General features: G+C 65.6%; 11 protein-coding genes and 1 pseudogene. 7 read left to right on the top strand and 5 right to left on the bottom strand.

Going from position 1 to position 14822, the window contains the following annotated elements:
- Positions 1-110: 110 nt before the first annotated feature.
- Positions 111-1598 carry an alginate export family protein gene (locus ACQR50_RS08210; protein WP_428970558.1) on the top strand — a complete coding sequence of 496 codons (1488 nt, stop codon included), beginning with the start codon at positions 111-113 and terminating at the stop codon, positions 1596-1598.
- 40 nt (positions 1599-1638) lie between these two features.
- Complete coding sequence (locus ACQR50_RS08205; protein ID WP_184104472.1) at positions 1639-2931, top strand: MFS transporter; 1293 nt, start codon at positions 1639-1641, stop codon at positions 2929-2931.
- Between the two features lie 3 nt (positions 2932-2934).
- On the opposite strand, the gene mtnP is transcribed toward ACQR50_RS08205, so the two are convergent.
- From mtnP to ACQR50_RS08185, 4 genes are all read right to left on the bottom strand, one after another.
- Positions 2935-3813, bottom strand: a complete 879-nt coding sequence (gene mtnP / locus ACQR50_RS08200) for an S-methyl-5'-thioadenosine phosphorylase (RefSeq protein WP_428970557.1) — start codon at positions 3811-3813, stop codon at positions 2935-2937.
- 118 nt (positions 3814-3931) lie between these two features.
- Positions 3932-5401 (bottom strand): efflux transporter outer membrane subunit, encoded by a 1470-nt coding sequence (locus ACQR50_RS08195; protein WP_428970556.1) that lies wholly within the window; start codon positions 5399-5401, stop codon positions 3932-3934.
- Positions 5394-8606 (bottom strand): multidrug efflux RND transporter permease subunit, encoded by a 3213-nt coding sequence (locus tag ACQR50_RS08190; RefSeq protein WP_428970555.1) that lies wholly within the window; start codon positions 8604-8606, stop codon positions 5394-5396. The genes ACQR50_RS08195 and ACQR50_RS08190 overlap by 8 nt, the downstream gene beginning before the upstream one ends.
- A gap of 18 nt (positions 8607-8624) precedes the next feature.
- Complete coding sequence (locus tag ACQR50_RS08185; protein ID WP_428970554.1) at positions 8625-9818, bottom strand: efflux RND transporter periplasmic adaptor subunit; 1194 nt, start codon at positions 9816-9818, stop codon at positions 8625-8627.
- A gap of 128 nt (positions 9819-9946) precedes the next feature.
- Here ACQR50_RS08185 and ACQR50_RS08180 point away from each other — a divergent pair.
- The 5 genes and pseudogenes from ACQR50_RS08180 to ACQR50_RS08160 all read left to right on the top strand — a co-directional run.
- Positions 9947-10093: pseudogene (locus ACQR50_RS08180) on the top strand (hypothetical protein); the annotation flags it as partial.
- Between the two features lie 39 nt (positions 10094-10132).
- Positions 10133-10579 carry a TetR/AcrR family transcriptional regulator gene (locus tag ACQR50_RS08175; protein ID WP_428970749.1) on the top strand — a complete coding sequence of 149 codons (447 nt, stop codon included), beginning with the start codon at positions 10133-10135 and terminating at the stop codon, positions 10577-10579.
- Positions 10580-10635: 56 nt separating this feature from the next.
- A complete protein-coding gene (locus ACQR50_RS08170) occupies positions 10636-11751 on the top strand; it encodes a glycosidase (RefSeq protein WP_428970553.1) in 1116 nt (371 codons plus the stop codon).
- Positions 11748-13337 carry an alpha-amylase family glycosyl hydrolase gene (locus ACQR50_RS08165; protein ID WP_428970552.1) on the top strand — a complete coding sequence of 530 codons (1590 nt, stop codon included), beginning with the start codon at positions 11748-11750 and terminating at the stop codon, positions 13335-13337. The genes ACQR50_RS08170 and ACQR50_RS08165 overlap by 4 nt, the downstream gene beginning before the upstream one ends.
- Positions 13334-14341 (top strand): glycosyltransferase family 4 protein, encoded by a 1008-nt coding sequence (locus ACQR50_RS08160; RefSeq protein ID WP_428970551.1) that lies wholly within the window; start codon positions 13334-13336, stop codon positions 14339-14341. The genes ACQR50_RS08165 and ACQR50_RS08160 overlap by 4 nt, the downstream gene beginning before the upstream one ends.
- Here ACQR50_RS08160 and ACQR50_RS08155 read toward each other — a convergent pair.
- Positions 14320-14790 (bottom strand): MarR family winged helix-turn-helix transcriptional regulator, encoded by a 471-nt coding sequence (locus ACQR50_RS08155; RefSeq protein ID WP_076716162.1) that lies wholly within the window; start codon positions 14788-14790, stop codon positions 14320-14322. The two genes, ACQR50_RS08160 and ACQR50_RS08155, sit on opposite strands and share 22 nt — an antisense overlap.
- Positions 14791-14822: the final 32 nt, after the last annotated feature.

Below are 14822 nucleotides of genomic sequence, written 5' to 3'. Positions count from 1 at the left end.
CCCATCCCGGCACGACCCGGCCGATCGCATCGGCCGGGTCATTTGTTTACCGGGATGCTATAAGGCAACCGACACGACGACATATTGGTTTGATTGAGGGGGATTTTTCCATGAAGTTTCTATGGCTTGTCGGCACCGCCATGGTGTCGGCGATGGGGGTTGCCGTTTCCCCGGCTATGGCACAGACCGTCACCCCGAAGGCCGCTGCCGAACCCGCTAGCCCTGCCAGCACCGCCTATCCTACCAGCGCGGCGGGCGACGGCAATACCGTGGCGGGTTATAACCAATCCCGCTGGGCCGAGGACTGGCGCAAATATTGCGATCCGTCCAAGCGCGACGACTTTATCGACGCCCTGAAATGCGTGAAGCTGACCGAGGACGGCAAGTCCTATATCACCTTCTCGGGCGAGCTCCGCACCCGCGTCAACATCACCACCAATCCCAACCTCCGCGAAGTGCAGCAGCAGCGCCAGGATATCGCCCGCATCGTCGGCGGCGCGGATGTCCACCTCGGCGATCACTTCCGTGTCTTCGGCGAATTGGGCCGCGCCGAACTCCAGGGCATCAACCTCGGCACCCCCGGCGGCAATCTGCGCAACCAGCTGGCGGTGCAGCAGCTCTTCGCCGAGGTGAAGGGCAAGGCGCTGGGTCTGGACGTCGGTGTGCGCGCCGGTCGCCAGGAATTCTTCGACGGGCCGCAGCTGCTGACGGTCGGTCGTGATAACAACACGCTGTTCTTCGTGCTGGACGGCGTTCGCGCCTATGCGCGCGGCAAGGATGCGCGGGTCGACATTTTCGACCTGAATTACGTCACCTATGGCTTCAAGGGCATAAGCGACGACAAGACCAACCCGGACGTGCGCTTCTCAGGCGCGACCTTCGGCTTCCGCCTGTCACCCAAGCTGTTCGGCGGGTCCAAACTGTATCTCGATCCGTTCATCTGGCGCCTCCGCAACCGCCGGGCGGTCTGGGGTCCGACGACCGGGCTGGAGGAACGCTATTTCCTCGGCCTCCACGCTTATGGCGATGCCGGGCCGGTCAATATTGACTGGACCGTCAACAACCAGCGCGGCACCTTCAACAACCGCCCGATCGAGGCATGGCAGGCGTTCATCGCCCAGACCTATCGCCTGGGTAACAAGCCGGACGCGCCGCGGGTCGGCATGCATTTCGACTATGGCTCGGGCGGCGGTGCCTATCAGCGGACCGGCGAGCTGAACACGACCAACGGCCTGTTCGGCAACAACATCTATTACAGCTACGGCCTGTTCCTGACGCCGACCAACCTGTTGTACACCGCGCCGAACTTCACCTTCTCGCCGATCAAGGGCGTGCGTCTGGCGACCGAATACGGCTTTGCCTGGCGGCCCGACGAGTTCGACGCCGTGTACCGAGCAAGCGGCGCCGCGCTGGCCGGAACGCAGAATGTGCGCGGCAAGAAGGTGGCCGAGGTCGCTCGTCTTCAGGCGACATGGACCATAACGCCGCGTCTTTCGTTCGTTGGCCGTTACGAACATTTCAAGGCGGACACGGTGCTGCAACGCGCCAACCTGAAAAGCTCGGATTTCTGGGCAGGATGGTTGAGCTTCCGCTTCTAACAAGGCGAAAAAGCCGACAATTGTAAAAGGGGAGTATGACATGACCAGTATCACCGCCGATCCCGGGCGCGAGCGGTTGAAGGCCATCATAGGTGGCTCGACCGGCAATCTCGTCGAATGGTTCGACTGGTATGTCTACTCCGCCTTCACCCTGTATTTTGCCCCGCATTTCTTCCCGTCGGAGGATCGCACCGCGCAGTTGCTGAGCGCGGCGGCCGTGTTCGCGGTCGGCTTCATCATGCGGCCGATCGGGGCATGGGTCATGGGCATCTATGCCGATAGCCGGGGCCGCAAGGCGGGGCTCAGCCTGTCGGTCACGCTGATGTGCGCGGGCTCGCTGATCATCGCGGTGACGCCGGGCTACCAGACGATCGGCCTGGCCGCCCCGGCGTTGCTGGTGCTGGCGCGCCTGATGCAAGGGCTGTCGGTCGGCGGCGAATATGGCGCCAGTGCGACCTATCTGTCCGAAATGGCGGGCAAGGATCGGCGCGGTTTCTTCTCGTCCTTCCAATATGTCACGCTGATCTCGGGCCAGCTGCTCGCCATCTGCGTCCTGCTGATCCTGCAATCGACCATGAGCGAGGCGGCGCTGGACGAATGGGGCTGGCGCATCCCGTTCGCCGTGGGCGCGGTGCTGGCGGTCGTCGTCTTCTATATCCGGCGTGGCCTGGCCGAGACCGACAGCTTCAAGAATGCCAAGAAGGACGGGGCGCCCAAATCGGGCCTGGTCCAACTGTTCACCAAGCATCCGAAGGAAACGCTGACGGTCATGCTGCTGACCGCGGGCGGCACCCTCGCCTTCTATGCCTATTCGATCTACATGCAGAAGTTCCTGGTCAACACCAGCGGCTTCAGCCGTGAGGTCGCCAGCCAGATCAACGCCGTCACCCTGTTCGTCTTCATGCTGCTCCAGCCGGTGGCGGGCGGCCTGTCGGACCGGATCGGACGCAAGCCATTGATGGTCGCATTCGGCATCGCGGGCGTGCTGCTGACCTATCCGATCTTCTCGACGCTGGAGACGACGCGCGATCCGATCGTCGCGGGGGCGCTGGTCATGGGCGCGCTCATAATCGTCACCGGCTATACCTCGATCAACGCCGTGGTGAAGGCCGAGCTGTTCCCGGCGCATATTCGCGCCCTCGGCGTCGCCCTGCCCTATGCGCTGGCCAACACCATCTTCGGCGGCACGGCGGAATCGGTCGCGCTGCTGTTCAAGAAGGCGGGCTTCGAACAGGGCTTCTACTGGTATGTCACCGCGATGATCGGCATCTCGCTGATCGTGTATCTGCGGATGCGCGACACCCGCAAGAACAGCCAGATCGTCGAGGACTGATCCTCAACCGCCTCGCCTGGCGAGGACACGCGACACGATCCGGCCAAGGCTATCCGCCTTGGCCCGGTCCACATGAGAAACATGCGTGATCAGCGCCTGGTCGAGCACGGTATCGATCGGCGAGGCGGTCCGCTCCTCGGGCAGCATGGCGGCCAGTTCCTCGACCAGCGCCCGTGCGGTCGCCGCGTTCCGGCTGAGTTGTGCGAGGATCGCATCGACCTCGACATGCGCCTCGTCCTCGCGCCAGCAGTCATAGTCGGTGACCATGCCGATCAGCGCATAGGGAAGCTCCGCCTCCCGTGCGAGCTTGGCTTCGGGCATGGCGGTCATGCCGATCACGTCCGCGCCCCATTGCCGATACAGATGGCTTTCCGCGCGGGTCGAGAATTGCGGCCCCTCCATCGCGAGATAGGTGCCGCCATGGACCATGCTGGCCCCTGCCCGCTCGCCCGCCTGCGCCGCCAGGGTCGACAGGCGCGGACAGACGGGATCGGCCATCGAGACATGGGCGACCAGCCCTTCGCCGAAGAAACTGGTATCGCGGTGGACGGTCCGGTCGATGAACTGGTCGACCGCGACGAAATGGCCGGGCGGCAACTCCTCACGCAGCGACCCGATGGCGGAGATGGCCAGCACGTCGGTGCATCCCGCCAGCTTCAGCGCATGGATATTGGCGCGCGCATTGACCTCGGTCGGCGACAGGCGATGCCCCCGGCCATGGCGCGGCAGGAAGACGAAGCGGACATTCCCGATGCGCCCGCGCACCAGCATGTCGGACGGCGCGCCCCAGGGCGTGTCGAGCGCCAGCGTCTCGACATCTTCCAGCGCGTCGATCGCATAAAGGCCGGAGCCGCCGATGATCCCGATCGTCCAGCCCGTCATGTCACGCTCCTGTTGCATCGCCATGCCGGTTAGGCGCTCAGCGCGACAAAGCAAAGGGGCGCACGGGGGGGACCCCGTACGCCCCTCGCTCAACCGCGGCGGCCGGGGGAGGTGGGGATTAGCCGCTCGCGGGAACCGTCGACGCCGCTCCGCCCTCGCGCAGGCCACCGCCCAGCGCGACATAGAGGGTAACGTCGTTCTGAAGCGCCGCGCTGCGCAGGGTCAGCAATTGCTGCTCGGCCGAGAACAGGTTGCGCTCGGCATCCAGCACTTCGAGATAAATGGCGATGCCGTTGGTGTAGCGAAGCCGCGCCGTCCGGGCGAGCCGCCGCTGCGCATCGACGGCGCGGGTCTGCGCCTCGATCTGCTCGGCATAGCGGCGGCGGGCGACCAGCGCGTCGGCGACTTCGCGGAACGCACCCTGCACCGTGCGCTGATAGGCGGCGGTCAGTTCGTCCGCCTGCGCCCGGCTGAGCCTCAGCTGCGCGTTGCGGCGGCCCCAGTCGAAGATCGGCAGCAAGGCGGCCCCCTGCACCTGATATTGGGTCGAATTGCCGTCGATCAGGCTGCTGAGCGCAGGCGAGACGAAACCCGCCAGCCCGGTCAGCGAAATGCTGGGCAGGAACGCCGCGCGCGCCGCGCCGATATTGGCGTTCGCGGCAAGCAGTTGCTGCTCGGCCTGGAGCACGTCCGGCCGGTTGACCAGCAGTGCGGCAGGCAGGCCCGGCTCGATCGCAGCGAACTGGTTCTGGTCGCCCAGCCGCCGTCCGACGGGCAGCGGCGCGGTGATCGGGCCGCCGACGAGCACGGTCAGCAAATTCTGCGACTGCGCCACGGTGCGGCGAAGCTCGGCCAACTGCGTCTCGGCCTGGGTCAGCAGGGCTGCCGCCTGGTCGTAATCGACGCTGGACGTCACGCCCGCATCCATCCGCCGCTTGGCAATGCCCAGCCCCTCACGGCGGCTGGTGACGGTCTGCTCTGCGAGCGCAATCTGTTCTTCGGCGGCGCGGATCTGGAGATAGGTCGCGGCGACCTGTCCGACCAGCGACAGGCGGAAGGCACGCTCCGCCTCCACCGTCGCCAGATATTGCCGTCGCTGCGCCTCGGCCAGGTTGCGGACCCGGCCCCAGAAATCCAGCTCGAAACTCGACACCCGCGCGCCCAGCGAGAACTGGTTATAGGTGATCGAGGTGGGGTTCTGTGCATCCCCCGCGCCGGGGATCGCATTGCCGAAGCCCAGCGAGTTGAGCGGTACCCGCGTCCGCGCTGCCCCCACCGTGGCGTCCAGCGCGGGCAGGCGCTGCGCATCCTGGATGCGATATTGCGCCCGCGCCTGCGCCACCCGCGCCACCGCCTGGGCGAGGTCGCGGTTGTTGACGAGGGCGGCGGCGATATAGGCCTTGAGCTGCTCGTCGGCGAAGAACTCGCGCCAGCCGATCTCGGCCGCCGTCCGGGTGCCGCTCGCCGCCTCGGGATAAGTGGCGGAGACGGGCGCGATGGGCTGACGATATTGCGGTGCCAGGTTGCAGCCCGCCAGCGCGCTGGTCAGCGCCAGTATGGCGGCCGCACGGGACATAGCCTTACGCATGGGCCGCGCCCTCCTCTTCGCCGGTTCGTGCCTCACGCTCGCGCGCTTCCTCCTCGGCATCGGCGGCCTCATGGTCATGCTCGCGCGCCAGCCACTTCTTGGCCGCGATGTAGAAGACCGGCGTGAAGAAGATGCCGAATGCCGTCGCCGCGATCATGCCGCCCATGACGCCGGTGCCCACCGCCCGACGGCTGGCCGCGCCCGCCCCCGTCGCGATGAACAGCGGCACCATGCCCAGGATGAAGGCGAGGCTGGTCATCAGAATGGGGCGGAGACGCTGGCGCGCCGCCTCCAGCGTCGCCTCGAAGGGTGAACGGCCGCCCTCCTCGTCCTCGATCGCGAATTCGACGATCAGGATCGCGTTTTTCGCGGCCAGACCGATGATCGTGATGAGACCCACGTTGAAATACACGTCCGCCGAGAAGCCCCGGAAGATGGTCATCAACACCGCACCCAGCACGCCGAACGGCACCACCAGCAACACCGCCAGCGGGATCGCCCAGCTTTCGTAGAGCGCGGCGAGCAGCAGGAAGACCACGACCAACGACAGGCCCAGCAGAAGGCCGATCTGGCCACCCGCCTGTTGCTCTTCATAGGCCGTGCCGGTCCACTCGAAGCTCATGCCGGCCGGCATCACCTCGCGTGCGATCTGCTCCATCTGCTTCAGCGCGGTGCCGGTCGACTGGCCGGGCGCTGCCATGCCCGAGACGGTCAGCGACGGATAGCCGTTATACCGCTCCAGCTGCTGCGGCCCGTTCTGCCACCGCACCTTCGTGAAGGCCGAGAAGGGCACCATATTGCCCTGCGCATTGCGGACGCGAAGCGCCAACACGTCCTCGGGCGACATGCGCTGCGGCGCATCGGCCTGAAGATAGACGCGCAACACATTGCCTTCGCGGACGAAATCGTTGGCGTAGGCCGAGCCGAAGGCGATCGACAGCGTCTGGTTCACATCCGCGATCTGGAGCCCCAGCGCACGCGCCTGGATACGGTCGATGTCAACGTAGAGCTGCGGCGCCGGTCCCAGACCTTCGGGGCGGACGCCCATCAGTGCCTTGTTCTGCGACGCCTTGGCCAGGATCGCGCCCTGGGCCTGCTGCAACGCCGCTGCGCCCAGGCCCGACCGATCCTCGATCTTCATCGAGAAGCCCGTCGCATTGCCCAGTGCCTGGATCGGCGGCGGGTCGAGCGCGAAGATGGTCGCCTCCGGGATCGACTGGACAAAGCCCATCGTCTTGCCGACCAGCGTGGTCGAGTTGTTCTCGGTCCCCTTGCGGTCGTGCCAGGGCTTCAGGTTGACGAAAGAGATACCCGCCGCCTGGCCCTGGCCGAAGAAGTTGAAGCCCGCGACCGACACGATGTCCGACACCTGCGGCTGGTCATGGAGGAACTTCTCGACCTTGGTGATCGCCTCACCCGTCCGCTCCAGCGTCGCGCCGGGCGCCGCGTCATAGGATACGAAGATATAGCCCTGGTCCTCGGTCGGCAGGAAGCCGCCGGGGATGCGGGTGAACATCAGGCCGGTGATGACGACGACGACGGCGAACACCGCCAGCCAGCGGACCGGCCGCGACATCATCCGCTTCACGCCGCCCGTATATTTCTCCGTACCTCGGCCGAACTTGTCGTTGAACCAGTTGAAGAAACGCTGCGGCAGGCCGCGCACGCCCGGCTTGGGCTCGCGTCGGTCCTCCTGATGCGCATCCTCATGCTTCAACAGCGTCGCGCACAGCGCAGGCGTCAGCGTCAGCGCGAGCACGGCGGAGAAGAAGATCGACACGGCCAGCGTCACCGAGAACTGGCGATAGATACCGCCGGTCGAGCCCGGGAAGAACGCCATCGGGATGAACACCGCGACCAGAACCAGCGTGATGCCGATGATCGCACCCGTGATCTGGCCCATCGCCTTCACGGTCGCGCGGCGGGGGCTCAGCCCCTCCTCCGACATGATGCGCTCGACATTCTCGACGACCACGATCGCGTCGTCGACCAGGATGCCGATCGCCACCACCATGCCGAACAGCGACAGGGTGTTGATCGAGAAGCCGAAGGCCAGCAGGCCGATACAGGCGCCGCCCAAAGCGATCGGCACGACGATTGCGGGGATCAGCGTGGCGCGCCAGTTCTGGAGGAACAGGAACATCACCAGGAAGACGAGAATCATCGCCTCGACCAGCGTATGGATCACGCTGTCGACCGAGGCGGTGATGAACGGCGTCGTGGTGAAGGGCACGCTCCACGTCACATCGGCCGGGAAGCTTGTCTGAAGCTGCTTCATCTTGGCCGTGACCGCGTCCGCCGTCGCCAGCGCATTCGCGCCGCTGGCCAGCTGGACGGCCAGACCCACGGTCTCCTTGCCGTTCAGGGTCAGGCGGAAACCGTAATTGTCCTTGCCCAGCTCGACGCGCGCCACATCACCCAGGCGTACGGCCGAACCGTCGGGGTTCGCGCGAATGATGATCTGGCGGAACTGCTCCGGGGTGGCGAAGCGGTTCTGGGTTATGATCTGCGCGGTGAACTCGGCGGTACGGTTAAGCGGCTGCGCACCGATCGAACCGCCCGCCGTCTGGCTATTCTGTTCCTGCACGGCGGCCAGCGCTTCCGACGCCGACAGGCTATAGCCCGCCAGCTTCTGCGGATCGAGCCAGATACGCATCGCATAGGGCGAGCCGAACAACTGCACGTCGCCCACGCCGTCGATACGGCGAAGCTCGTTGCGGATGTTGTTCTCGGCAAAGTTGCCCATCTCGACCGGGCTGGTCTTGCCCGACTTGGAACTGAGCGTGATGACTTCCAGGAAGCCCGCCGAGCCCTCGGTCACCTGGATGCCCAGCGCGCGGACCTCCTGCGGCAGGCGCGGTTCGGCGCGGCTCAGGCGATCCTGGATCTGCGTGCGCGCGACGTCCAAGTCGGTGCCGGGCTTGAAGGTGACGGTGATCTGCGCAGTGCCGTTGGAACGGCTGGTCGACGCCATGTAGAGGAAATTGTCGACGCCGTTCAGTTCCTTCTCGATGACCGCGGTCACCGAACGGTCCATCACCTCGGCATCGGCACCGTTATAGCTGACGGCCAGATTGAGCGCGGGCGGCGCGACAGACGGATAGCTCTCGATCGGCAGCAGCCGCAGCGAAATCACACCGAACAGCGCGATGAAGAGCGCGATCACCCAGGCGAATACCGGGTGATAGACGAAGAAGCGGTTCATGATGCTCTACTCCGGCGATCAGCGGCCTGTGGCGGGTTGACCGCCCGCCTGCGCCTGCGCCTGTGCCTGCGCGCCGCCGGGCTGCCCCGGTTGCCCGATGCGAACCTTCTGGCCCGGCTGTACCTTCTGCCAGCCCTCGGTGATGACCTTCTCGCCCGGCTTCAGACCGGACAGGATCACCCAGTTGCTGCCGACCTGACCGCCCAGCGTGACCGGGCGCGACTGGACCGTGCCCGCCTGATCGACCACCATGACCGAGGCTGCCTGATTGCTCAGCTGGACCGCGCGCTGCGGCACCGAGATGCCGTTGCGGATCGTGCCCGCATTGACATGCGCGCGGACGAACTGTCCGGGCAGCAGGGCGCGGGTCGGGTTGGGGAAGCGTGCACGCAATTGCTGGCTGCCGGTCGTCGGGTCCACCGTCTGTCCGGCAAAGTCAAGCTGGCCGGTCGGACCATATTCCGATCCGTCCTCCAGCGTCAGGCGCACCGTGATGTGCGACAGGTCGGGCAGCGCCAGACCGCCCGAGCGCGCCTGCTGGATCAACTCGCTCAGCGCGGCGCTCGACTGGGTGAAGACGGCGTAGATCGGCGAGAGCTGGTCGACCTGGGTCAGTGGTGTCGCCTGGGTTGCGCTGACCAATGCGCCCTCGGTCACCTGTGCGCGACCGACACGACCGGCGATGGGCGCGCGGACGATGGTGTAGCTCAGCTGCAACTGCGCACGCGACAGGGCGGCGCGAGCATCGGCGACGCTGGCATCCGCCTGGCGCAGCGTGGACTGGGCGGCGTCGAACTCCTGCGCACTGACCGCGCGTTCGGACACCAGCGGCTGGTAACGTCGGACGATCGACGCGGCGTTCACCCGCGCCGCCTCGGCCCGTGCCAGCGCGGCCTGGGCCTGTTGCACCTGCGCGCGGTAGTCGCGCTGGTCGATGCGGAACAATGGCTGCCCCTCGGCTACGTCGGTACCTTCACGATACAGCCGCGCCTCGACGATACCGTCGGTCCGGGCCCGCACCTCGGCGGTGCGGATCGCCTCAATCCGGCCGGGCAGCTCGATGATATTCGGCACGGCAGCGGACAGCACGGTGATCGCGGTGACGAGGGGCGGTGGCGGAGCAGCCTCCTGCTGCTGCGACGCTTCCTGCGCGCACGCCGTCAGCGCCAATGCCATCGCGAGCGACGACCCCAGGACGGTAAATTTGGACACCCCGTGAAACTCCCTGAAGCACATGACGTTTCGGTCATTCGGTTCCCCTGTACTTCGCGCCTGCGAAAAAGCAACGCGGAGGTGCAATTAAATTTGACCAATGCCCTGGGAGGACGCAAGAGGGGAACATGACAGTCACGAAACGGACCGCTGGACGCCCCACTCGCGAGCAGGCGCAGCATATTGACGATATCATCCTTTCCGGCGCGCGAGAGGCGTTCTGCAGCCGCGGGATCGAGGGCACCTCGATGGAAGAAATCGCCTTATCCGTGGGGGTTAGCAAGCATACCATCTATCGCCGCTATGCCGGCAAGATGGCGCTTCTCGACGCGGTGGTGACGCGCGACCTCGACCGGTTGAACCAGGCCATGCTGGACGACAGCAGCGGGGCCAATCCGTTGGAGCGGTTGAAGAATTCCGCCCGCCGCTTCTTCTTTTTCTGCGTCGAGCCGGACTCGGTCCGGTTCATGGCTTTTCTGACATCGGAGGCGATTTTCTCCGAGGAATTGCGTCAGCGATTCGCGACCTGGGACCGCGTACTGGCCGATCCGATCATCGCCTGCATCCAGGCGTCGCAGGATTCGGGGCTGTTGCGGCGTGACGACAGCGCGATGGCACTGTTCAGTTTGCTGGCCGATATCCTCGACGGACCGAGCCGCCGGATGCAATTCGATCTTCCCGACCCCTTCAACGGGATGACGCCGGACGCCTTTTTCGAGCATCGCTGGTCGGTGTTCCTGAAGGTCGCAACCGCGGGTTGAGCGACGGGGCGCGATCTTCATCGGGAACGCGAGGGTATAGCGGGCGTTGGCGGGCCATGTCCGACGACCTGCTGATCTTCCGCCCCGATGATGTCGATCTGTCCCGCTCCCCACTTCGGCGCGGCATATCAGAGGCGACCTATGTTCTGGGGGCGTTCAACCCGGGCATGACCCGGCTGGCCAATGGCAACATCCTGCTGATGGTTCGCGTGGCCGAGGCGTTGAGCCAGCCGGTCGATGGCGATCATGTTCGTGCGATCCGCTGGACGACCACGGGCTATGTCCTCGACCGCTACCCGCTCTCGGCAGTCGACATGACCGACCCCCGCCAGTTCGCCATTCGCAGCAGCGCGCACCGCATACTCGCCCTGACCTCCCTGTCATGGCTGTTGCCGGTCGAGCTATCGGCGGACGGCTCGACGATCGTCGCGGTCCACTATGACAAGGCGATCGAACCGGCCGCAACCTGGCAGGACTATGGCGTGGAGGACGCCCGGATCAGCCGGGTCGGCGACCGATGGTACATGACGACCTGCTCGGTGTCGGCCGAGCGGCATTCGACGACGCTCCATATCTCGGACAACGGCCTGGATTACCGGCTGGCGGGGATCATCCTCGACCATCAGAACAAGGATGTGCTGTTTTTCGAGGGGCTGGTCGACGGCCGGTTCATGGCGCTGACCCGGCCGCTGGGTGAGGTGTATTTCGCCTATCCCGACGACAGCCCCTTTGTCGGCGGACCGTCGATCAATTTTGCGACCTCGCCCGATGCGCTGCATTGGAAACCGCTGGAGGCGCCCGGTATCCGGGCGCGCAAGGACTCGGTGTCGGCGATGAAGGTCGGCGGAGGTACGCCGCCGATCCTGACCGAACATGGCTGGCTGACCCTTTATCACGGGGTCGAGCGGCGCGAGTCGGTCGGCATCTATCGCAGCTTCTGGGCATTGCTCGACAGGGACGAACCCACTCGCATCCTGCGCCTCGCCGACGATCGGCCGATCATGGAGGCCGCGCCCGAACTGACCGCCTCGATCGCACACCAGATGTATCTGCCGACGCCCGTCGTCTTTTCCACCGGCATCATCGATATGGGCGACCATTATCTGGTGGCGAGCGGCGAGGCCGATCTGGCCTGCCGCATGACCCGCCTGTCCAAGGACCTGTTCGCATGAGTGCGCGGCCCTGGTGGCAGTCGGCTGTCCTCTATCAAATCTATCCCTGGTCGTTTCAGGACAGCGATGGGGACGGCATCGGTGACCTCCGGGGGATCGAGCGGCGGCTCGATTATCTCGTCGATCTGGGCGTCGACGCGATCTGGCTTTCCCCTATCTTTCCGTCACCTATGGCCGACTTCGGTTATGATGTGGCGGACTATTGCGGTGTCGACAGCCGGTTCGGAACACTGGCCGATTTCGACTCGCTGCTCGCTTCGGCCCATGCGCGCGGGCTGAAGCTGCTGCTCGACTTCGTGCCCAATCACAGCTCGGACCAACATCCCTGGTTCGTCGAGAGCCGGTCGAGCCGCGATAATCCCAAGCGCGACTGGTATATCTGGCGCGATGCAGCCCCGGACGGCGGCCCACCCAACAACTGGATCAGCGACTTCGGTGGCCCCGCCTGGACCTGGAACGAGGCGACCGGCCAATATTATTATCACGCCTTTCTGAAGGAACAGCCCGACCTCAACTGGCGCAACCCGGAGGTTCGCGCCGCGATGCTCGACGTGCTGCGCTTCTGGTTCGCGCGCGGGGTCGACGGGTTTCGGATCGACGTGTTGTGGCACATCGTCAAACATGCGGGCTTCCCGGACAATCCGCTCAATCCGGACTGGGACCCGGCGACGGGCGAGATGCACCGGGTGTTTCAGATCCATTCGACCGACCAGCCCGAGGTCCACGACATCGCCGCCGACATGCGGGCCATCGCCGATGCGTTCGGCCGTGAGGGGGACGACCGCGTGCTGATCGGCGAGATCTACCTGCCGGTCGAGCGGCTGATGCGCTATTATGGGCAGCATGGCGAGGGCGTGCATCTGCCCTTCAACTTCCAGCTGATCGACGCACCCTGGGACGCTCGCCATCTGGCGCGGATGATCGCGGAATATGAAGCCGCCCTGCCCCCTGGCGGCTGGCCCAACTGGGTGCTCGGCAACCATGACCGCCCGCGCAGCGCGACCAAGCGCGGTGCGGCGCAGGCGCGGGTGGCGGCGATGCTGTTGCTGACGCTGCGCGGAACGCCGACGCTCTATTATGGCGACGAGCTGGGCATGGAGAATGGCGTCATTCCGCCCGACCGTGTCCGCGACCCGCGCGAGTTGCGCGAGCCGGGCCTGGGGCTCGGTCGCGATCCCGTGCGCACGCCGATGCCATGGAATGACAGCGCGCAGGGCGGCTTCACGACCGGTGAGCCATGGCTTCCATTGGGAGCCGGTTGGCAAGCGCGCAACGTCGCCAACGAACTGGCCGAGCCCGACTCCATGCTGGCCCTTCACCGCGCCTTGCTGGCGCTCCGGCGAAGCAGTCCGGCGCTGGCTAGCGGGTCCATCCGGCTGATCGAGGCGGAGGGATCGGTGCTCGCCTATGAGCGCGAACAGGATGGTGAACGCTTCGTCGTCGCACTCAACCTCCGTGCGGAATCGGCGCCCCTCCGCCTGACCGGCCGCCCCATTCTCTCAACGCTCGGCGATCTGCCGAGCGATACGCCTTCCCATCTGCGCCCCAATGAGGGCCTTATTTTGAAAGTCGACGCGCCCGCATGAAGATCGCGATGATTGCCCCGATCGCGTGGCGGACCCCACCGCGCGCCTATGGCCCCTGGGAGCTGGTGACGAGCCTGCTGACCGAAGCGCTGGTCGCGCGCGGCGTCGACGTCACCCTCTTTGCGACGCAGGACAGCATCACCGCCGCCACGCTGGCGGGCCCCGTCCCCGCCCCCTATTCCGAAGACCCGAGCGTCGATGCCAAGGTGTGGGAAATGCGCCATCTCGCCGCCGTGTTCGAGCGGGCAGGCGAGTTCGACCTGATCCACAATCAGGCCGATTTTCCGGCACACGCCTTTGCCGGACTGGTCGACACCCCGATGGTGACGACCATCCATGGCTTCTCGTCGGAGCGCATCGTGCCGATGTACGAGCCGTATCAGGAGCGCGTACACTATGTCGCGATCTCGGACGCGGATCGCCACCCCCGCCTACACTATGCCGACACCATCCATCACGGTATCCCGATCGAGGAATTTCCCTTCGATCCAATGGGTAGCGACGATCTTCTCTTCTTCGGTCGCATCCATCCCGACAAGGGTGCCGCCGAAGCGATCGCCGTCGCCCAGGCGACCGGCCACCGTCTGGTAATGGCGGGCATCGTGCAGGATCAGGGCTATTGGGAGCGCGAAGTCCGCCCCCATGTCGATGACGACCGGATCGTCTATCGCGGTCCGGTCGGCGGCACGGATCGCACTGACGCCCTCGGACAGGCCAAGGCGCTGCTCCACCTCATCAACTTCGACGAGCCGTTCGGGCTGTCGGTCGTCGAGGCGATGGCCTGCGGCACGCCGGTCATCGCGATCCGGCGTGGATCGATGCCCGAGTTGATCGAGGACGGGGTGAACGGCTTCCTCGTCGAGAACGTCGAACAGGCGATCGAAGCGGTCGGCCGGATCGGCGAGATCGACCGGGCGACCTGCCGAAAGGTGGCGGCCGACCGCTTCTCCGTCGACCGCATGGCCGATCGCTATCTTCAGCTTTACCGCACGATCCTGGGTTGATCCCGCTGCGCCAACGCGACGGCGTCGATCCGGTGGAGCATGGTCACGAACGCCTCCAGCTCGTCCGGCGTGAACCCGGCGAATAGCTGCGCCTCCAGTTCCAATGCCTTGGGCGCGACATCGGCGTAAAGCTCACGCCCTGCTTCGGTCAGGACGAGCAGGTGCGAGCGCCGGTCCCCGTCATGCGCGTTGCGGGCCAGAAGGCCGCGCCCGACCATCGCGATGGCGGCGCGCGAGACCGTCACCTTGTCCATCCGGCTGCGCTCGCACACCGCCGACTGGGCGACCGCGCCTTCCTCCGCGACGATCGCGATCAGCCGCCATTCGGGAATCGTGAGCCCGAACAGCTGCTGATAGGCGCTGGCGATATGGTCACTGACCAGATTGGACGTAATCGACAGGCGATAGGGAAGGAAGCCATCCAGCCGCAATTCGCGAGATCGTAACATTTGACACCAATTCTCCATTCTGCGATCTGGTA

It is taken from the genome of Sphingomonas sp. Xoc002 (assembly GCF_050408055.1).
Lineage (GTDB): Bacteria > Pseudomonadota > Alphaproteobacteria > Sphingomonadales > Sphingomonadaceae > Sphingomonas > Sphingomonas yabuuchiae.
The sequence above is the reverse complement of the archived record's forward strand: the minus strand, read 5'-3'. Positions and strand labels throughout refer to the sequence as shown.